This window comes from Pedococcus sp. (assembly GCF_036554925.1).
Lineage (GTDB): Bacteria > Actinomycetota > Actinomycetes > Actinomycetales > Dermatophilaceae > Pedococcus_A.
The window spans coordinates 1-18,216 of the sequence record NZ_DATBMI010000062.1; the positions used below are offsets into that span (position 1 = coordinate 1).

At 72.7% G+C, this 18,216-nt stretch carries 19 protein-coding genes; 10 read left to right on the forward strand and 9 right to left on the reverse strand.

The annotated features are described in order from the left end of the window. Positions 1 to 15 precede the first annotated feature (15 nt). The 3 genes from arc to VIB11_RS04990 all read left to right on the forward strand — a co-directional run bounded on the left by arc (position 16) and on the right by VIB11_RS04990 (position 2,548). Positions 16 to 1,623 carry a proteasome ATPase gene (gene arc, locus VIB11_RS04980; RefSeq protein ID WP_332029065.1) on the forward strand — a complete coding sequence of 536 codons (1,608 nt, stop codon included), beginning with the start codon at positions 16 to 18 and terminating at the stop codon, positions 1,621 to 1,623. 30 nt (positions 1,624 to 1,653) lie between these two features. Further along, complete coding sequence (locus tag VIB11_RS04985) at positions 1,654 to 2,235, forward strand: DUF6226 family protein (RefSeq protein WP_332028947.1); 582 nt, start codon at positions 1,654 to 1,656, stop codon at positions 2,233 to 2,235. Between the two features lie 118 nt (positions 2,236 to 2,353). After that, positions 2,354 to 2,548, forward strand: a complete 195-nt coding sequence (locus tag VIB11_RS04990) for a hypothetical protein (protein WP_332028949.1) — start codon at positions 2,354 to 2,356, stop codon at positions 2,546 to 2,548. 25 nt (positions 2,549 to 2,573) lie between these two features. On the opposite strand, the gene VIB11_RS04995 is transcribed toward VIB11_RS04990, so the two are convergent. The 3 genes from VIB11_RS04995 to VIB11_RS05005 are packed head-to-tail and all read right to left on the reverse strand — an operon-like array spanning position 2,574 to position 4,993. Further along, positions 2,574 to 2,960, reverse strand: coding sequence for a DUF3054 domain-containing protein (locus VIB11_RS04995; protein ID WP_332028951.1), 387 nt, complete (start codon positions 2,958 to 2,960; stop codon positions 2,574 to 2,576). Further along, a complete protein-coding gene (locus VIB11_RS05000; protein ID WP_332028953.1) occupies positions 2,957 to 3,946 on the reverse strand; it encodes a ribose-phosphate pyrophosphokinase in 990 nt (329 codons plus the stop codon). Before VIB11_RS05000 ends, VIB11_RS04995 begins: the two co-directional genes overlap by 4 nt. Before the next feature lie 39 nt (positions 3,947 to 3,985). Further along, a complete protein-coding gene (locus VIB11_RS05005; protein WP_332028955.1) occupies positions 3,986 to 4,993 on the reverse strand; it encodes an alpha/beta hydrolase in 1,008 nt (335 codons plus the stop codon). A 94-nt stretch (positions 4,994 to 5,087) separates the two neighbouring features. Between VIB11_RS05005 and dop the strand changes: the two genes are divergently transcribed. From dop to prcA, 4 genes are read left to right on the forward strand one after another with little or no spacing between them, the layout of a single operon-like run. Further along, entirely contained in the window at positions 5,088 to 6,605 is a 1,518-nt protein-coding gene (dop, locus tag VIB11_RS05010) for a depupylase/deamidase Dop (protein WP_332028957.1), read from the forward strand. Positions 6,606 to 6,650: 45 nt separating this feature from the next. Further along, positions 6,651 to 6,857 carry a ubiquitin-like protein Pup gene (locus VIB11_RS05015; protein ID WP_332028959.1) on the forward strand — a complete coding sequence of 69 codons (207 nt, stop codon included), beginning with the start codon at positions 6,651 to 6,653 and terminating at the stop codon, positions 6,855 to 6,857. Beyond that, a complete protein-coding gene (prcB, locus tag VIB11_RS05020; protein ID WP_332028961.1) occupies positions 6,854 to 7,681 on the forward strand; it encodes a proteasome subunit beta in 828 nt (275 codons plus the stop codon). Before VIB11_RS05015 ends, prcB begins: the two co-directional genes overlap by 4 nt. Then, the gene (prcA, locus tag VIB11_RS05025; RefSeq protein WP_332028962.1) at positions 7,678 to 8,517 is read left to right on the forward strand and encodes a proteasome subunit alpha; all 840 of its coding nucleotides are present in this window, start codon (positions 7,678 to 7,680) and stop codon (positions 8,515 to 8,517) included. The genes prcB and prcA overlap by 4 nt, the downstream gene beginning before the upstream one ends. Positions 8,518 to 8,598: 81 nt before the next feature. Here the strand turns inward: prcA and VIB11_RS05030 are convergent, their stop codons facing one another. From VIB11_RS05030 to VIB11_RS05050, 5 genes are all read right to left on the reverse strand, one after another. Next, the gene (locus VIB11_RS05030) at positions 8,599 to 9,237 is read right to left on the reverse strand and encodes a peroxiredoxin (protein WP_332028964.1); all 639 of its coding nucleotides are present in this window, start codon (positions 9,235 to 9,237) and stop codon (positions 8,599 to 8,601) included. Positions 9,238 to 9,392: 155 nt separating this feature from the next. Continuing rightward, entirely contained in the window at positions 9,393 to 10,289 is an 897-nt protein-coding gene (locus VIB11_RS05035; protein ID WP_332028966.1) for an alpha/beta hydrolase, read from the reverse strand. 73 nt (positions 10,290 to 10,362) lie between these two features. Then, a complete protein-coding gene (locus VIB11_RS05040; protein WP_332028968.1) occupies positions 10,363 to 11,373 on the reverse strand; it encodes an NAD-dependent epimerase/dehydratase family protein in 1,011 nt (336 codons plus the stop codon). Positions 11,374 to 11,419: 46 nt separating this feature from the next. Further along, positions 11,420 to 12,556 carry a hypothetical protein gene (locus VIB11_RS05045; RefSeq protein WP_332028970.1) on the reverse strand — a complete coding sequence of 379 codons (1,137 nt, stop codon included), beginning with the start codon at positions 12,554 to 12,556 and terminating at the stop codon, positions 11,420 to 11,422. Further along, complete coding sequence (locus VIB11_RS05050) at positions 12,553 to 14,043, reverse strand: hypothetical protein (RefSeq protein WP_332028973.1); 1,491 nt, start codon at positions 14,041 to 14,043, stop codon at positions 12,553 to 12,555. The genes VIB11_RS05045 and VIB11_RS05050 overlap by 4 nt, the downstream gene beginning before the upstream one ends. Before the next feature lie 75 nt (positions 14,044 to 14,118). Here VIB11_RS05050 and pafA point away from each other — a divergent pair, with 75 nt between their 5' ends. From pafA to VIB11_RS05065, 3 genes are all read left to right on the forward strand, one after another. Then, positions 14,119 to 15,486, forward strand: a complete 1,368-nt coding sequence (gene pafA / locus VIB11_RS05055; protein WP_332028975.1) for a Pup--protein ligase — start codon at positions 14,119 to 14,121, stop codon at positions 15,484 to 15,486. Between the two features lie 72 nt (positions 15,487 to 15,558). Beyond that, the gene (locus VIB11_RS05060) at positions 15,559 to 16,509 is read left to right on the forward strand and encodes an FKBP-type peptidyl-prolyl cis-trans isomerase (RefSeq protein ID WP_332028977.1); all 951 of its coding nucleotides are present in this window, start codon (positions 15,559 to 15,561) and stop codon (positions 16,507 to 16,509) included. Positions 16,510 to 16,590: 81 nt separating this feature from the next. Then, the gene (locus VIB11_RS05065; protein ID WP_332028979.1) at positions 16,591 to 16,977 is read left to right on the forward strand and encodes an FKBP-type peptidyl-prolyl cis-trans isomerase; all 387 of its coding nucleotides are present in this window, start codon (positions 16,591 to 16,593) and stop codon (positions 16,975 to 16,977) included. A 47-nt stretch (positions 16,978 to 17,024) separates the two neighbouring features. On the opposite strand, the gene VIB11_RS05070 is transcribed toward VIB11_RS05065, so the two are convergent. Further along, the gene (locus tag VIB11_RS05070) at positions 17,025 to 18,122 is read right to left on the reverse strand and encodes a DUF3866 family protein (protein WP_332028981.1); all 1,098 of its coding nucleotides are present in this window, start codon (positions 18,120 to 18,122) and stop codon (positions 17,025 to 17,027) included. Positions 18,123 to 18,216: the final 94 nt, after the last annotated feature.

The following is an 18,216-nucleotide window of genomic DNA, read 5'->3' on the forward strand; positions in this document are numbered from 1 at the left end:
GAGCTCGAGACCAAGGTGCTCCAGCTGCAGTCCAACCTGGCCACCATCTCCTCCCAGAACGAGCGACTGGTGCGCACGCTCAAGGAGGCGCGCGAGCAGATCGTCACCCTCAAGAGCGAGGTGGACCGGCTGGCCCAGCCGCCGGCGGCCTATGGCATCGTCATGGAGTCCTACGACGACGCGACGGTCGACATCCTGACGGGCGGCCGCAAGATGCACGTGGCGGTCAGCCCCGCGGTCGACCCCGCCGAGCTCTCCGCGGGCCGCGAGGTGCGGCTCAACGAGGCCATGAACGTCGTGGCCACCTGCGGCTTCGAGCGCACCGGCGAGGTCGTCATGATCAAGGAGCTCCTCGGCGGCGACCGGGTGCTCGTGGTGGCCCACGCCGACGAGGAGCGCGTGTGCCGGATCGCCGAGTCGCTCGAGGGCGAGCCGATCCGCGTCGGTGACGCGCTCATGCTCGAGCCCCGGTCCGGCTTCGTGTACGAGCGGATCCCCAAGGCCGAGGTCTCCGAGCTGGTCCTGGAGGAGGTCCCGGACATCGACTACGAGGACATCGGCGGCCTGGCCGGGCAGATCGAGGCGATCCGTGACGCCGTCGAGCTGCCCTACCTCCACCCGGACCTCTTCAAGGAGCACCAGCTCAAGCCGCCCAAGGGCGTCCTGCTCTACGGCCCGCCCGGCTGCGGCAAGACCCTCATCGCCAAGGCGGTCGCAGCCTCCCTGGCCAGGAAGGTCGCCGAGAAGGAGGGCAAGCCGGTCGGCAAGTCGTTCTTCCTCAACATCAAGGGCCCCGAGCTGCTCAACAAGTACGTCGGCGAGACCGAGCGGCACATCCGGCTGATCTTCCAGCGGGCGCGTGAGAAGGCCTCCCACGGCACCCCTGTGGTCGTCTTCTTCGACGAGATGGACAGCCTGTTCCGCACCCGCGGCTCCGGTGTCTCCTCCGACGTGGAGACGACGATCGTGCCGCAGCTGCTCTCGGAGATCGACGGCGTCGAGCGCCTCGAGAACGTCATCGTGATCGGGGCGAGCAACCGCGAGGACATGATCGACCCCGCGATCCTGCGCCCGGGCCGCCTCGACGTGAAGATCAAGATCGAGCGCCCCGACGCCGAGAGCGCCCGCGACATCTTCTCCAAGTACCTCGTGCCGAGCCTGCCCCTGCACGAGCACGACCTCTCCGAGCACGGGGGGTCCCGTCAGGCGACGGTCGACGCGATGATCACCGCGGCGGTCGAGCGGATGTACTCCGAGATCGAGGAGAACCGCTTCCTCGAGGTCACCTACGCCAACGGCGACAAGGAGGTCCTGTACTTCAAGGACTTCAACTCCGGAGCCATGATCCAGAACATCGTCGACCGGGCGAAGAAGATGGCCATCAAGGACTTCCTCACTCAGAACCAGCACGGCATCCGGGTGGACCACCTGCTCGCGAGCTGCGTCGACGAGTTCAAGGAGAACGAGGACCTCCCGAACACCACCAACCCCGACGACTGGGCGCGCATCTCGGGCAAGAAGGGCGAGAGGATCGTCTACATCCGCACCCTCATCACCGGGAAGTCCGGCACGGAGCCGGGCCGCTCGATCGACAACGTCGCCAACACCGGCCAGTACCTCTAGCCCATCCCTCTCGACGCCGGGATCCGCTGGATGGGGTTGCGCTGGGGGCGCGAGGGGCCACCGGAGGTGGCCTACTCGCGGGTCACCCGCGATCTCTCCGAGGTGTATGCCGGCCTGCCCGCCGACGTGTCCAGGCGCCTGCAGCGCCTTGCCGGCGAGTTCGAGGTCCGCGTGCGCCGCGGCCGGCCTTCGGAGCTCGACCTGCGGCAGCCATGGCCCGATGACGCACGCGTGGCCGGAATCCGTGAGGTGTTCGTCCTCACGCCCGCACGCCGCTCGGCGGCCGTGCTGGAGGTGGCGATCACCGAGGTCCCGACCCTGATGTGCCGGACGACCAGTCCGCACTGGTTCGGTGTCCCGGCGTGCACCTGCGACGCCTGCGACGCCGACCTTGCCGAGGCCCTGGGCGAGCTCGAACAGGTGATCGACGACGTGACAGGGGGCGGCACCGAGCGGGTCAGCGGGCTGCGGCGCGTGCGGGTCGAGCAACGCTTCGGCGCGACCACGTCCACCGTGTGGCACACGCCGGGGGAGGCACGGGCTCTGGGCGTGCGGCGCGGCCGCCGGGAGTGGGCACCGTGGCCGGCGAGAAGTCTCGCGAGGGACATTTAGCGCAGATCCGGGCATAGGGCACCATGCCTCGTGAACGCGTGTAACTTTTCGATCTTGCCCAGGTCAGGGAACGGTAAGGATCCGCGGGCAACCGGATCGACGGACCTACGCTCATTGCATGATCCCTCGATACGCCCTCTGCACCGGAGGCACTCGTGACGGCAAGCGGTACCCGCTGCACCGCGAGATCCGCCCGGGGTACGAGTTCACGTGGGATGGCTCCACCTACCGTGTCATCCGTCAGGTCGTCCAGACCAACGCCGGCCCGATGTGGGTCGCCACCGCCTCCTGCGCCGCCAGCGCCGCAGCCTGACAGGCCAGCCGCTCGGGCCCGCCCCTCAGCGCCGCCGGAGGACCATCGCCGCGGCGCGCCACCCGAGCAGCGCGGCGCCGAGGAACACCGTCGCGACGACGACGAACGCCGGGTCGGTGCCCGCACCCGTGAGCCGCCGAAGAAGCATTCCGCCCGCCACCGCGCCGACCCAGACGACCGCGCCGCCGCGAGGGGACAGCGGCCACTGACCTGCGCTCGCGCGGGCGATGAGCCAGCCGGCACCCGCCCCTGCCAGGAACGGCCAGGCCGTCTGCAGCACGCCCGCCGCGCTCAGCCCCTCGGAGTGGCTGCTGCGCCCGAGCGCCGCGAAGAGCAGGATCGCCGCGCCGTCGGCGCAAGCAGCGGCCCCGACCCCCGTGGTGCGGGCAGGGGCGTGGGGGCCAGCGGTCACGCGCGCACCCTGTCGAAGAGCGTGGGGTGCGGCGGGGCGTGCGTGGGGTCGACTCCGTCGAAGAGGCTGCTGACCGACTCCCCGGCGTGGATGCGCGAGATGGCCTCCGCGAACAGGCCGGCGACCGAGCGCACCCGCAGCTCGGGCCAGCGTGCCGGCGCGGGCACGGTGTCGGTGGTGACGACCTCGCTGATGTGCGGGTGGTCGCGCAGGCGCTCGACCGCCGGACCGGCGAAGAGCCCGTGCGTGCAGGCGACGGCGGCTTCGGTGCACCCCCGCTCGGCGAGCCGGTCGAGCAGCTCGACGATGGAGCCGCCGGTGGCGATCTCGTCGTCGAGGATGATGGCGCGCCTGCCCTCGACGTCGCCCACGATGGAGTCGATGACGACCCGGTCGTCGCCCAGCCGCTGCTTGCTGCCGGCCGCGACGGGCAGGCCGAGCAGCCGGGCGAACTGGGTGGCGGTCTTGGCGTTGCCGAGGTCTGGCGAGACGACCACGGCCCGGGTCAGGTCGTGGTCGCGGAAGTGCTCGGCGAGCACTCCGATGGCAGTGAGGTGGTCGACCGGCACGGAGAAGAACCCGTGGACCTGGGGCGCGTGCAGCGTCATCGTGAGGACGCGGTCCACGCCGGCGGCCACGAGCATGTCGGCCACCAACCGTCCCCCCAGCGAGATGCGGGAGGCGTCCTTCTTGTCAGAGCGCGCATACGCGTAGTGCGGGATGACGGCCGTGATCTGCGCGGCCGACGCCCCACGGGCCGCGTCGATCATGAGGAGGAGCTCCATGAGGTGCTCCTGGGTCGGTGGCACCAGCGGCTGCACGATGTAGACATCGCGCTGGCGGCAGTTGGCGAGCAGCTGCGCCTGCAGGCAGTCGTTGCTGAAGCGCTTGGTCTCCGAGGGGGCGAGGTCGACGGAGAGCTCGGCACAGATGTGCCGGGCGAGCTCACGGTGGGCGCTGCCGGAGAACACGACGATGTCGCGCATGGGACTCCTCGGGGGCTCAGGGCGGCTGCTCCTCGCAGACTAACGGGGCGGAGGCGCGCCGTCGCCCCCGGCGGCATACAGGTGGGACCTCAGCTCGTGGACCAGCTCGGCGCGGTGCTGGGCACCGATCGGCGTGGCCCCGGGGAAGGACGCGAAGCCGTGGGGGACCCGGACGTAGTTCGTCAGCCGCGTCGGCACCCCTGCGGCCCGGAGGGCATCGGCGTAGCGGAGGCCGTCGTCGCGCAGCGGGTCGAGGTCCGCGGTCTGGATCAGCGCTGGTGGGAGCCCGGCGAGGTCGCCGAACAGCGGTGAGAGCACGGGGCTGGTGAGGTCGGCGCCCTCGGGCAGGTAGTGGCGGCGGAAGGCCAGGATGTTCGCCCGGGTGAGCATGGGGGCGTCGGCGTGCTCGTCGATCGACGGCGAGGCGAGCGTGAGGTCGGTGGCGGGGTAGACGAGCGACTGGTGCAGGATCCGGGGGCCGCCCTCGTCGCGGGCCGCCTGCGCGAGCACCGCCGCGAGGTTGCCGCCGGCGCTGTCGCCGCAGACCGCCAGGCGGGAGGTGTCGGCGCGCAGCACCGCTGCGTGCCCGGCGACCCACCGGGTGGCGTCGATGCAGTCGTGTGCCGCGGCGGGCGCCTTGTGCTCCGGTGCCATCCGGTAGTCGACGCTCACCACCACGGCCCGGACCCTCCGCGCGAGGTGGGTGCAGAGGGGGTCGTAGGCCACGACGTTGCCCTGGACCCAGCCGCCGCCATGGAGGAAGACCACCACCGGGATGTCGGTCTCGCTGTCGCGGGCCTCGCGGGGCCGGTAGATGCGCAGGGGGACCTCGTACCCGTCGCGCGCGGGCGCCGTGCCGTAGGTGATCCCGACCACGGGGTCGACCGTCCCGGTGACCCAGGTGAACGGTGGCCTGGCTGGGTAGGCGAACCCGCGCCCGGCCTGGATCTCGGCGAGGTCGAGGGTCTCCACCGGCGTGCGCAGCCGGCTCATCAGGGCGGTGAACCCGGCGGTGACGGGCGACATCGCGACGGGGGAGTGGCGCATCGGCCCATCATGGTGGTCGGGGTCCGCCCCCGCTACAGGGCCCCGGGGCGCGGTCCCGCCGCGCGGCGCCGTCCCGGGCGCTTAGGGTTCAGGCATGACGGTACGCCGCGTGATGGGGATCGAGACCGAGTACGGCATCTCCGTGCCCGGCGACCCCGCCGCCAACCCCATGCTCCTGTCGGGCCAGGTGGTGCACGCCTACGCGTCGGCGCAGGGCATCCGAGCGGCACACGCCTCGTGGGACTACGCGGACGAGGCCCCCCTGCGTGACGCGCGGGGCTTCGAGATGGGCCGTGCCGCCGCTGACGCGAGCCAGCTCACCGACGAGGACGACCCCTCGCTGGCCAACGTGGTGCTCACCAACGGGTCACGGCTCTACGTCGACCACGCCCACCCCGAGTACAGCTCACCCGAGGTGACCTCGCCGCGGGCGGCGGTCGCCTGGGACCGCGCGGGGGAGCTGATCATGCGGGAGTCGGTGCGCCGGCTCTCGCAGGTGCCGCCCGGGGTGAACCTCTACAAGAACAACACCGATGGCAAGGGCGCGTCCTACGGCACCCACGAGAACTACCTGATGCGGCGCGAGACGCCGTTCAGCGACATCGTCCGCCACCTGATCCCCTTCTTCGTCGCGCGCCAGGTGATGTGCGGCTCGGGCCGGGTCGGGATCGGCCAGGACTCCCGCACCGCGGGCTTCCAGATCAGCCAGCGCAGCGACTTCTTCGAGGTGGAGGTCGGGCTCGAGACCACCCTGAAGCGGCCGATCGTCAACACCCGCGACGAGCCGCACGCGGTCGCCGACCTCTACCGCCGGCTGCACGTCATCATCGGTGACGCGAACCACTGCGACGTCGCCAACCTGCTCAAGCTCGGGACGACCTCCCTGGTGCTCGCGATGATCGAGGACCGCTTCCTCGACGTCGACCTCACGGTGAACCGGCCGGTGCACACCCTCCACCAGGTGAGCCACGACCCGACGTGCCAGGAGGTCATCGAGCTGCGCGACGGCACCCGCCTGACCGCCGTCCAGCTGCTCTGGCGCTACCACGAGCTGGCGGACCGCTACCTCCAGAGCCGCAACGGTGGGGAGCTCGACCCCGACACGGCAGAGGTCATGCGCTGGTGGGCCCTGGTGCTCGAGCGGCTCGAGCGGGACCCGATGGAGGCCGCCCGCGAGGTGGACTGGGTCGCCAAGCTGAAGGTGCTGCAGGGCTACATCGACAGGGACGGGCTGGAGTGGACCGACCATCGGCTCAAGGCCATCGACATCCAGTGGTCGGACGTGCGGCCCGACAAGGGTCTGTTCCACCGGCTGCGGGCCGCCGGCCGCTTCGAGGAGCTCGTCACCGACGAGGAGGCGCTGCACGCCGTGCACGAACCACCCACGGACACCCGGGCGTACTTCCGGGGCAAGTGCCTCGCGAAGTACCCCGACCAGATCGCCGCCGCCTCGTGGGACTCGGTGATCTTCGACGTGCCGGGGCACTCGTCACTCCAGCGGGTCCCGATGCTCGAGCCGCTGCGGGGCACTCGGGAGAGTGTCGGGCCGTTGCTCGACCGAAGTGTGGATGCCGCCGCCCTTCTTCGCGAGTTGGCGTCGGCATCGGGCTAGGGTCGCACTAGGGTCGTCAGCAGGGACACAGACGGAGGTCACGAGATGCCAAGCCAGGAGCAGAGCCGGCCGCAGCGCCGCGACGACGCGCCCGACGAGGCGCCGGAGCCCACCCCGGCGTCGCCGGAGGCCAGCGCCCGCAAGGAGAACCTCGACAGCGACATCGACACCGTCCTCGACGAGATCGACGGGGTGCTCGAGTCCAACGCGGAGGAGTTCGTGCGCGGCTTCGTCCAGAAGGGCGGCCAGTGAGCCTCGGACCTGACGCTGGACGGCTGCCGGCGGCGTTCCTCGCCGCCGGCTCGTCGTCCTTCACCGAGTTCGTCGGCGCGCACGCGCCCCACCTGCTGCCGTCACGCCGACCGCTCCCACCGGGGGGCGCCTTCGAGGCCCCCCACGGCACGACCATCGCTGCGGTGACGTTCGACGGTGGCGTGGTGATGGCCGGCGACCGCCGGGCGACGATGGGCAACATCATCGCCAACCGCGACATGGAGAAGGTGTTCGCGGCCGACGAGTACTCCGCCGTCGGCATCGCCGGCACGGCGGGCATCGCCATCGAGCTCGTGAAGCTGTTCCAGGTCGAGCTCGAGCACTACGAGAAGATCGAGGGGACGCTCCTCTCGCTCGAGGGCAAGGCCAACCGGCTGGCCTCGATGATCAGGGCCAACCTCGCGATGGCGATGCAGGGCCTGTCCGTGGTGCCGCTCTTCGCCGGGTACGACCTCGACCGCGGCCAGGGCCGGATCTTCTCCTACGACGTCACCGGTGGCTGCTACGAGGAGAAGGACCACCACAGCGTCGGCTCGGGCTCGCTCTTCGCCCGGGGGGCGATGAAGAAGACGTGGCGCCCCGGCCTGTCCGCCGACGAGGGCATCGCCGTGGCCGTGGAGGCGATCTACGACGCCGCCGACGACGACTCCGCGACGGGCGGGCCCGACGTCGGCCGGCGCATCTGGCCGTCCGTGGCCGTCGTCGACCTCGACGGCGTGCGCTTCCTCCACCACGACGCCCTGCAGGTGGTGGTCGAGCAGGTCATCTCCGGCCGCAACGGCAACCCGGGGGGTGCCCGATGACCAGCATGCCGTTCTACGTCTCGCCCGAGCAGCTGATGAAGGACCGGGCGGACTACGCCCGCAAGGGCATCGCCCGCGGGCGGTCGGTGGTGGTGCTCGGCTACGACCGCGGCATCGCCTTCGTCGCGGAGAACCCGTCGCGGGCGCTGCACAAGGTCTCGGAGATCTACGACCGCATCGCCTTCGCAGCGGTCGGCAAGTACAACGAGTTCGAGAACCTCCGGGTGGCCGGGGTCCGCTACGCCGACCTCCGTGGCTACTCGTACGACCGGATCGACGTCACCGCCCGCGGTCTCGCCAACGCCTACGCGCAGACCCTCGGCACGGTCTTCACCCAGGAGTCCAAGCCGTACGAGGTCGAGATCGTGGTGGCCGAGGTGGGTGAGAGCCCGGAGACCGACCAGATCTACCGGCTGACCTATGACGGCTCCGTCGCCGACGAGCACGGCTTCGTGGCCATGGGCGGCGCGGGGGAGCAGATCGAGGCCGCGCTGAAGGACCGCTGGCGCCCGGGCCTGAGCCTGGCCGACGCACTCTCGCTCGCGGTCGAGCTGCTGGGCAAGGACCCAGCGGGCGGTGCGCCCCGCACCCTGACCGCGGGCCAGCTCGAGGTGGCCGTCCTGGACCGGGAGCGTCCGCGACGCACGTTCCGGCGGATCGGCGGCCGCCTGCTCACCGCGCTGCTCAACCGCGACGACCCGACCCGTGACGCGCCGGTGGCCGACGACGCGACGCCGGGGCACCACGACGTGCTGACCGGCGACGCGCCGCGGGACGCGTCGACCAACCCGCAGACCCAGCGGGCGGAGGGCACCTCGGAGCCCGAAGGCGACTGAGGCCGCGCCTCACGGACCACGCGCAGGGGTGCCGTGGGCCACACCCGGTGCGACCACGGCACGCCTGCGTGGTCTGCCCGCTCAGGCGGAGGCGGGCTCCCGGACGAAGCGGAGGTAGGGGCGAACCTCCTCCACGTCGCTGAAGCGGGCGCGTGCCTCGTCGGTGCTCAGCGTGGGTGCCACGATGATGCGCTCGCCCGGCTGCCAGTCGGCCGGCGTCGAGAACGGGCCGGAGTCGGTGACCTGGAGGCTGTCGAGGGCGCGCAGCACCTCGTCGAAGTTGCGCCCGGCCGTCTTGGGGTACGTGATGGTGAGGCGGACCTTCCCGGCGGGGTCGATCACGAAGACCGAGCGCACGGGGGAGGTGTCTCCCGCGCCGGGGTGGATCATGTCGTAGAGCGCGGCGACCGTGTGGTCGGGGTCGGCGATGATCGGGTAGTCCACCGGCGTGCCACCGACCGCCTCGATGTCCGGCTTCCAGGCCACGTGGTCCTCGAGGGCGTCGACGGAGACGGCGATCACCTTCGTGTTGCGCTTGGCCCACTCCTCGCGCAGGGCGGCGACGCGCCCCAGCTCGGTGGTGCACACGGGGGTGAAGTCGGCGGGGTGGCTGAACAGCACCGCCCAGCTGTCGCCCTTCCACTCGAGGAAGGAGAGCTCGCCCTCGGTGGTCGCGGCGGTGAAGTCGGGCGCGTCGTCGCCCAGTCGGAGGGTCGCCATGGGCCCTGGTCCTTTCAGCACATGTGGGTAACGGCAGGTTTGCCGATACCCAACATGCCGTTATTCCGGAGGGCGCCGGGGGTCCCGTCCGGATGATGGAACGACCGAGACGAGCCCAGCACGACCTCGTCGCCCGCGAGCTCACGCGGGTGCGGCTACCGGGCGAGGGGAGCCAGGTCCCTGATCGCGCGGGCCACCTCGACGACGGCATGGGGCTCGAGGAGCGTGCCGTAGTGGTTGGTGGAGAGCTGCGTCACCGCGATGTCGTCAGGCAGCCGCGCGGCCTCGAGGCGCTCGGTCGTGTAGAGGCCCTGCGGCTCGTCGAGCAGCCCCCGGTTCGCCCACAGCAGGTGAGCGGGGCACTGGAGTGCGTGGACCGCGGCGAGCGTGGCGGGGTCGGAGGTCATGTCGCCCCAGTCGGCGCGCACGCACTCGAGGGAGCTCGAGGACCGCAGCGCACCGCTCGCGCCGACGAGGTCGTGCAGGAGGAAGGCCCGCAGGTACCCGCTGCCGGGTCCGTGCAGGTAGGGCGCCAGACCGCGGTGTGAGCGCCAGTAGTCGAGGTAGGCGTGCTCGTCCTCGAAGGTCATCCGCAGCCGGTCCATCGCGGGGCCGATCACCGAGGCGAGCACGGCGTCGACCTCGGCCGTGCTCGGGGTCGGGAAGGCCACACCGCCGTCCACGAGGACGACGGCCGCGGTGCGCTCCGGGTAGGTGGCGGCCGCGAGGACGGCGGCGAAGGCGCCCATCGAGTGGCCCGACACCAGGGGGCGCGCCAGCCCGAAGTGGTCCGCGATGGCGAGCACGTCGGCCGCGTGGTCGGCGAGCCCGCCGGAGCGCAGCCCGGCGCTCTCGGCCCGCCCGCGCATGTCCGGGGCCACCACGCCCACCTCGCCCTCGAGGAGGTCCGCCACGGGCTGCCAGGACAGCCCGTTGGAGGAGATGCTGTGGAGGGCGACGAGCGTGGGGGCGCCGACGGGGGCCCGGTTGAGCAGGTGGACGACCAGGTCACCGCCCGCGACCGCGACGCGCTCGGTCCGGGGCCCCCGCATGCCGGCGACGCTACGGCAGCGCCTCGCGTGCGCGTATGGCCTCCCGCCCCACACCCGACCGCTCGGGGATGTGTCAGGAGTCCGAGGGCGAGCGCAGGGCCCGCAGCAGGGCCTGCTCGTCGGCCGGCAGGAGCCCTGCCTTCCTCGGGCGCCCCGGGCCGGCGGCCAGCTCCCACACCAGGGTGTCCCGCAGGGTGTCCTCGAGCGGTCGCGGGACCAGCCCAGCCGCCCGGGCGGCGCCGGTGCCCCGGGCCATGAAGGCCTCCCAGCCCGGGGTGCTCAACCACAACGGCAGGGACCGCTCTCCGGCCCACTCCTGGACGCCCTGCTCGGCGAGCCAGTCCGGGGCGGCCGGCACGACCGGCCCGTCATGGCCTGCGACCCGGCGCGCGCAGTCCAGGTGCTCTGCCAGGGGGACGACGTCGCCGGCCGCGTTGAAGGTGCCGGCCTGCCGGGTCTCTGCGGACGTCACGAGCCACGCCGCAAGGTCGCGGACGTCGATGACCTGGGTCGCCAAGCCGGGCTGGTCGGGCACCAGGACCGCGCCGTCGACGGTGGCGGGGTGGGCGAACCGCAGCGGCCAGTAGCCCGTGCGGTCGGTGTGGTCGCCGGGACCGCTGATGAGCCCGGCGCGGGCGATGAGGTAGCTGCCCCCGGCGCGGTGGGCCGCCACCGCACCCTCACAGGCCACCTTGCCCTCGCCGTAGGACTCTGGCGGGGCGGTGTCGCCCGGGTGGGCGGGCAGCAGCGCGGCCGACTCGTCCGCGCCGGGGGTGTCATGGGCGGCATACACCGAGCACGAGGAGACGAACACCCAGTGCTCCGTGCGCTCGCCGAGGGCGCTCAGCGCGCCGCGCACGTGGCCCGGCTGGCGCGCCACGTCGATGACGGCATCCCACTCGGCGTCCGCCACCGCGTCGTACGCGCCGGGCTCGCCCCGGTCCGCCCGCACGAGGGTGACGCCGGGGGGAACGTGGCCCGACACGCCGCGCGCCAGGGCCGTCACCTCGTGGCCACGCGCGACGGCCTTCCGGGCCACCGTCGACCCGAGCCACTGCGTCCCGCCCAGCACCAGCAGTCTCATGCAGGCACTGAACACCGCCGCCGAGCCGCCCGCCAGCCGAGTTCGCTCAGCGCGTAGCGGCGGTGCCGCTGCGCTGCTTCCGGTCGCCCTTGCTGCCCGTCTCGTCCGCCTCGTCGGGCTGCTGCTCGCCCTCGGGCTGCTGCGTGCTGTCGTCCTCCTTCGAGGCCTCGGCGCCACGCGTGGAGCCGGCCGCCGGCGCGCCGTCGGCACCTGGCTCGCCCTTGGGCGGTGCCGCCGTCGGTGCAGCACCCTCGGTGTCGCCGACCAGGTGCTCGACCATGGGGGCACCCCCCAGGGTGGAGAGCATCTGGCGCACGTTGCTCAGCTGCGCGGTGATGCTGTCCCTCCGTGCGGTGGCAGCGGCCAGCTCGCGCTCGGACTCCCGGCGAACCCGCTCCGCCTTCTCGCGGGCGGCGGCGACGAGGCCCTCGGCCTCCTGTCGCGCGCTGTCCAGCAGGGTGGTGGCCTCGGTGCGAGCCTGCCGGTGGGCGCTCTCGGACTCGGCTGCGAGCGAGGCGGCCCGTTGCTCCGCCTCGGCCAGGGCCTGCTCGTGGACCGCCATCTGGCTCGCGAACTCCTCGGCGGCGCTCTCGCGCCGCGCGCCGAGCGTCGCCTCGAAGTCCGCCGCGGCGGCCGCCGCCCTGGCCCGCTGGCTCTCGTAGAACGCCTCGCCCTCCTCGCGACGGGCCGAGGCCTCGCGGTCGGCGTCGTCGAGCAGGGCGTCGGCCTGCTGACGGGCCTTCTCCACGACCCGGGCGGCCTCGGCCTCGGCCGAGCCACGCACCTCCGTGGCGTAGCGCTCGGCGGAGCGACGGCTCTCGTCGACCTCCGTGGTGGCACTGCCCCGGAGGGCCCTGGCGTCCTCCACCGCCGAGCGCCGGATCTCGTCGGCCTCCTCGTCGGCGAGGCTGAGGATCGTGCCGATGCGCTCCCCGAGGTCGGCGAACGACGGCGCGGCCGCCCGGCGCTGGGAGTCCTCGAGCTCGCCCAGGCGCCGCTCGAGGTCGGCCTGGCCCTCCTTCAGACGGGTGTTGGCCTGCTGGAGCTGGGTCAGCTCGACCGTGCGGTCGGCCGCCTCCTGGCGGGCGGCGACCAGGGCTCTGGAGAGCTCGCTGAAGCGCTGGTCGACGTCGCCGGGGTCGTAGCCCCGCAGGACGGTGCGGAAGCTGGGCGTCTGGGTCATGGCGTGTGCTGTTCCGTTTCGTCGTGGGTGGTTGCGGGAAGGGTCGGGGGTGTGTCGGCGCGCCGGGCGGCGGGGCTCTCGGGCACGGCCAGGGCCTCGATGACGCCCGACAGGTGACCGAGCTGGCGGGTGATGTCCTCACGCCGGCCGGCCAGCACCGACACCTCGGCGCGGGCCCGCTCGAGCATCGTGCGCGCCTCCTCGCGGATGCGGTCGGCGTCGGCGCGGGCCTCCTCGGTCACGCGGATCAGCTCGGCCCGGGCGGCCCGGCTGCTCTGGTGGGTGTCGCGCTGCAGCCGCTCGACCTCGGTGGCGGTGCGCTCGCGCACGAGCCGGGCGCCGCGCTCCGCGTCGTCGATCCTTCGCTGTGCGCGGGCCGTGATGGTCTCCGCGGTCTCCCGGGCGTCGGCGACGATGCGCTCGGCACGCTCCGTCGCGAGCTGCTCGCAGCGTGCTGCCGCGGCGTCCGCGGAGGCCAGGACGGCCTCGGCCTGGGCGCGCAGCCGCTCGGCCTCGGCCCGGGCGTCGCCGAGCTCGGCCCTGGCCCGGTGGGTGGCCCGGGCCAGGGCGCTCTGGATGGCCTGCCGCCGCTGGCGCGCCCGGGCCGCGAGCTCCCGGTGGCTCGCGCGGCGCTGTCGCCGCACCTCGGTCTCGGTCTGGGACACGAGCTGCCGCACCGTCTCCTGACCCCACGTCATGTGGGCGGCCGCCTCGGCGAGGGTCTCCTCGGCCCGCCGCGAGGCCTCCTCGGTCCGGGCACCGGCCTCCGCGCGGGCCTGCTCCCGCAGCCGGTCGGCGTCCTGCCGGGCCTCGGCGAGCGCCCTGGCCGCCTCCACGGTGGCGTGGGAGGCGGTGGCCGCGGCCTCGGCGCCGACCCGCTCGGCCTCCTGCCTCGCCTGGTCCCGCAGCTGCTCCGCCTCGGCCCTCGCGGCCTCGACCAGGGCCCGGGCCTCGGCCCCTCGCGCCGCGACCTCCTCCTCGAGGCGGGCGCGCTGCGCTGCGGACTGCGCGGCGGCGCCCTCGAGCAGGCGGTCGTGCTCGGCCTCGGCCTCACTGCGCAGCCGCATCGCGTCAGCATCCGCCGCGTGGCGGTGCGCGGCCGCCTCCTCCCGTGCCTGGGCGACCGCCTCGTCGCTGGTGCGGGTGGCGCTGGCGGTGATCAGGGCGGCCTGCTCGGCGGCATCCGCGAGCAGCGCCTCCGCGTCGGACTGCGCCTCGGCCAGGACCTCACCTGCCCGGGAGCGCACCCGCGCCGCGTCGTCGTGGAGCGCCGCCGCGGCATCGTGCAGCCCCTGGGCCTCGGACCGGAGCCGGGCGGCGTCCTCGCGCGCCCGGGCGAGCTCGGCGTCGGCCTCGGTGCGCAGCTGGTCGGCATGGCGCTGGGCGCGCTCGAGGATGCTCTGGGTGTGCCGCGTCACGTCACCGATCGAGGAGACGAGCCCCGGGGCGGTCGGTGACTCGGGCTGGCGGGCCGCGAGATCGGGCATGCGGCACATGATTCCAGACTTATCGGGCGCCCAAGTCACCCGTACCGCGGCCTCCGGCGGCCTAGAGTGGTGGGCATGGACCGCCGGATCTTCGGGATCGAGAACGAGTACGGCATCACCTGCACGTTCGACGGTCAGCGCCGTCTCACCCCGGACGAGGTGGCCCGCTACCTCTTCCGCAAGGTCGTGTCCTGGGGGCGGTCGTCCAACGTCTTCCTCTCCAACGGCTCGCGGCTCTACCTCGACGTCGGCTCGCACCCGGAGTACGCCACCCCGGAGTGCGACCACGTCCGCCAGCTGGTGGTCCACGACAAGGCGGGGGAGCGGATCCTCGAGGGCCTGGTCGCCGATGCCCAGGAGCGCCTCACCGAGGAGGGGATCCAGGGTGAGATCTACGTCTTCAAGAACAACACCGACTCCGCGGGCAACTCCTACGGCTGCCACGAGAACTACCTCGTCGGCCGTGCGGGGGAGTTCCAGCAGCTCTCCGACGTCCTCATCCCGTTCCTCGTGAGCCGGCAGATCACCTGCGGGGCTGGGAAGGTCGTCTCCACCTCCAAGGGGGCGACCTACTGCGTGAGCCAGCGCGCCGACCACATCTGGGAGGGCGTGTCCTCGGCGACGACCCGGTCGCGGCCGATCATCAACACCCGCGACGAGCCGCACGCCGACGCCGAGCGCTACCGCCGGCTGCACGTCATCGTCGGCGACTCGAACATGAGCGAGACCACGACGATGCTCAAGGTCGGCTCGTGCGACCTGGTGCTGCGGATGATCGAGGCCGGCGTCGTGATGCGCGACCTCACCCTGGAGAACCCCATCAGGGCGATCCGCGAGATGAGCCACGACATGACCGGCCGCAAGACGGTCCGGCTCCACAACGGCCGCGAGCTGTCCGCCCTCCAGATCCAGGGCGAGTACCTCGAGCGGGCCCAGGCCTTCGCCGACCGGGAGGGCCTCGAGGACCCGATCCACAAGCAGGTGCTCGACCTCTGGGAGCGCACCCTGCGCGCGGTGGAGTCCGGCGACCTCTCGCTCGTCGAGACCGAGATCGACTGGGTGATCAAGCACCGGCTGATCACGAGGTACGCCGAGAAGCACCGGCTGCCCCTGGAGCACCCCCGGATCGCCCAGCTCGACCTCGCCTACCACGACATCAACCGCCAGCGCGGGCTGTTCTACCTGCTGCAGAAGCACGGGCGAGCCGCGAGGGTCTGCACCGACCCGGAGGTCTTCGAGGCGAAGACCAGACCGCCGCAGACGACCCGCGCGCGGCTCCGCGGGGACTTCATCCGCGCCGCGCAGGAGCACCGCCGCGACTTCACCGTCGACTGGGTGCACCTCAAGCTCAACGACCAGGCACAGCGCACCGTCCTGTGCAAGGACCCCTTCGCCTCGGTGGACGCACGGGTGGAGCGGCTCATCGAGGGCATGACGGGCTAGCGCCGAGTCGGGGGATCACAGCCGCTGAGGTTATGGTGGACGCTGCTTTTGCCTCCCACCGAAAGAGTCCTTGTGCTGAAACGACGGATCCGCGCTGTCTCGGCGGCTGCCCTCCTCGGCGTCCTCGCCCTCACCGCGTGCGGTGACGGGGACGGCGCGTCGAAGTCCACCGCCCTCGACCAGACCACCGTCTCCGGCGGCAGCGCCACGGAGGCACCCAAGGTCGAGGTGAAGCCCAAGCCGCTGAAGGTCACCGAGACGCAGACGCGGGTCCTGAAGGAGGGCGACGGCGCGACCGTCAAGGGCAGCGAGATCGTCAGCCTGAAGTACGTCCTGCTCAACGGCAAGGACGGCAGCCAGCTCGACAGCAACTTCGGCAAGGAGAACCTCGGCCTCAGCCTCGGCGACACGAACCTGCTGCCGGGCCTGAAGAAGGGCCTGACGAACCAGAAGATCGGCTCGCGGGTGCTCGTGGCCATGCCGCCGAAGGACGCCTTCGGCACCCAGGGCAACCCCAACATCAAGGTGGGCGGGGACGACACGGTCATCTTCCTGCTCGACGTCGTCTCGGCGACCACGCCGCTCAAGGGCGCCGAGGGCAAGGCGGTCACCCCGCCCAAGGACCTGCCGGCGGTGAAGATGGCCGAGGGCAAGGCCGCCACGATCACCATCCCCCGGGGCCAGAAGCCGCCGACCACGACGGTCGGCCAGCTGCTCGTCGAGGGCAAGGGCGCCGAGGTCAAGGCCGGCCAGACGATCCGGGTCACCTACACCGGTGCTCTCTGGAAGGACGGCAAGAACTTCGACAGCAGCGCGAACGCGCCGGAGGGCTACTTCGAGACGGTGATCGGCCAGAAGCAGGTCATCAGCGCCTGGGACACCCAGCTGGTCGGCAAGAAGGTCGGCAGCCGGGTGCTGATGGTGGTCCCGCCGAAGGACGGCTACGGCGCGGCCGGCTCACCGCCGAAGATCAGCGGTACCGACACGCTCGTGTTCGTCGTCGACATCCTCGCGGCCTACTGAGCCCCTGACGAGCACGACCCACTCACCTCAGGACCCACTCACCGCACGACCCACCACCCCCTCGCGAAGGAGAGCACTGCCATGGGTTTCGACCCCAACACCACCAAGCCGGAGATCGACTTCCCGGGCGACGCGGCCCCGACCGAGCTCGTCATCGAGGACCTCGCTGACGGCGACGGCGCCGAGGCCGGCGCGGGCGACACCATCAAGGCCCACTACGTGGGCGTGGCCCACTCGACCGGCGAGGAGTTCGACGCCTCCTGGAACCGCGGCGCCCCGCTGGAGTTCCGCCTCGGTGTCGGCCAGGTCATCCGCGGCTGGGACGAGGGCATCGTGGGCATGCGGGTCGGGGGCCGGCGCAAGCTGACCATCCCCGCCCACCTGGCCTACGGCGACCGCGGCGCCGGCAACGTCATCAAGCCGGGCGAGACCCTGATCTTCGTCGTCGACCTCGTGGACGTGGCCTGACCGGCCCCACCCGCCCGCACCGAGCCGTCCCGCACCGCCGGGGCGGCTCAGTGCGTTCCGGCGCGGGCGGCATACCGGCCGGCCGCGGCCGCGGCCAGGAACGCCGCGAGGTCCTCGTCCAGCCCGCGGCCCATGGTCGAGAGCCGCACCGGCGCTCTGCGCAGGGCGTCCTCGAGGCCGTCGACCGGGACGTCGACCAGCAGCAGCCGCCCGCCGGAGGCATCGGCGAGCGCACGCGCCTGGGAGGCCACGAGCTCCCCGATCTCGCCGGGGAGGTCCGGGACGGGCACGGTGGCCGGCACGAGGGCGACGCGCCCGTATGCCGTGCGGCTGTGGTGCGAGATCCCGCGGTGGCGTGGCCGGGCGTCACCCTCGGAGACGCGCAGGGAGGCGACGGGGTGGCCGCCGAGGACGTGCGCGGCGTTGAGCGCCTCGCCTGCGGCGGTGCCGGAGAACCCCCACGGCGTCCCCGTGCCGACGTTGCCCGGCCCCTGGGCCACCACGACCACGTCCGCCCCGAGGACGTGCACGGCGGCCAGCAGGCCCGTGTGGACGTTGACGGCCTCGTGGTCGCCTCCGTAGGCCTGCCCCACGGTGACCGTGCCGGCCAGCCAGTGCGCGGCGCGCAGCGTGGAGACGGTCCGCGAGAAGGCGGCCGGGAGGGCGCCGCCGTCGGTCATGACGTAGGCGACCCGGGCCGTGGGGTGCTCCGCGCGCACGCCGGCGACGACCGCGGGCAGCGCCGAGTGCAGGTCGGCCACCACCACGGGAACCCCGCGCAGGTCGTCGGCCGACGCCAGCGCGGAGTGGTGCGGGCTGTCCTGCTCGTCGACGGCGAGGAACATCTGCTGCTCGGGGGTGTAGCGGGCCTTGACGATGTGCCCCGGCCCCGGGTGCGGGTCGGGCGGGAGCCGGTCGGGGACGGCGACGATGAAGGCCAGGCCGCCGGTTCCGAGCCCGCGGAGCAGGGCAGAGGCGTTCAGCAGGACCCGGTCCCCGGGGTGGGGGGCGCCGACCACGTCGCTGTAGGCCAGTGCCTTCACCGTGCCGTCGGCGTCCTCGCCCTCCAGCCGCACGGCATACACCGCCGCTCCCGCCCACCGCTGGAGCTCGCGTTCAACCGTCCCGGCGCGCCACTGCATCACGACAGGCAGACTAGCCACGAGCGGTGTCGCGTCGGGTAGCGTCGGCTCGGCGGACCAGCCGCCACCCCTCGAGCAGATCGGAGTGCTGAGCGCG

What these genes read in the sequence shown, in the direction of transcription:
- VIB11_RS05000 (WP_332028953.1), bottom strand. Translation starts at nt 3,946, where the DNA reads ATGCGCGACATCGTCGTGTTCTCCGGCAGCGCCCACCGTGAGCTCGCC.
- VIB11_RS05015 (WP_332028959.1), top strand. Translation starts at nt 6,651, where the DNA reads ATGCCAAGCCAGGAGCAGAGCCGGCCGCAGCGCCGCGACGACGCGCCC.
- pafA (WP_332028975.1), top strand. Translation starts at nt 14,119, where the DNA reads ATGGACCGCCGGATCTTCGGGATCGAGAACGAGTACGGCATCACCTGC.
- VIB11_RS05040 (WP_332028968.1), bottom strand. Translation starts at nt 11,373, where the DNA reads ATGAGACTGCTGGTGCTGGGCGGGACGCAGTGGCTCGGGTCGACGGTG.
- prcA (WP_332028962.1), top strand. Translation starts at nt 7,678, where the DNA reads ATGACCAGCATGCCGTTCTACGTCTCGCCCGAGCAGCTGATGAAGGAC.
- VIB11_RS05035 (WP_332028966.1), bottom strand. Translation starts at nt 10,289, where the DNA reads ATGCGGGGGCCCCGGACCGAGCGCGTCGCGGTCGCGGGCGGTGACCTG.
- VIB11_RS04990 (WP_332028949.1), top strand. Translation starts at nt 2,354, where the DNA reads ATGATCCCTCGATACGCCCTCTGCACCGGAGGCACTCGTGACGGCAAG.
- VIB11_RS05030 (WP_332028964.1), bottom strand. Translation starts at nt 9,237, where the DNA reads ATGGCGACCCTCCGACTGGGCGACGACGCGCCCGACTTCACCGCCGCG.
- VIB11_RS05065 (WP_332028979.1), top strand. Translation starts at nt 16,591, where the DNA reads ATGGGTTTCGACCCCAACACCACCAAGCCGGAGATCGACTTCCCGGGC.
- VIB11_RS05005 (WP_332028955.1), bottom strand. Translation starts at nt 4,993, where the DNA reads ATGCGCCACTCCCCCGTCGCGATGTCGCCCGTCACCGCCGGGTTCACC.
- VIB11_RS05050 (WP_332028973.1), bottom strand. Translation starts at nt 14,043, where the DNA reads ATGCCCGATCTCGCGGCCCGCCAGCCCGAGTCACCGACCGCCCCGGGG.
- VIB11_RS04985 (WP_332028947.1), top strand. Translation starts at nt 1,654, where the DNA reads ATGGGGTTGCGCTGGGGGCGCGAGGGGCCACCGGAGGTGGCCTACTCG.
- VIB11_RS05045 (WP_332028970.1), bottom strand. Translation starts at nt 12,556, where the DNA reads ATGACCCAGACGCCCAGCTTCCGCACCGTCCTGCGGGGCTACGACCCC.
- dop (WP_332028957.1), top strand. Translation starts at nt 5,088, where the DNA reads ATGACGGTACGCCGCGTGATGGGGATCGAGACCGAGTACGGCATCTCC.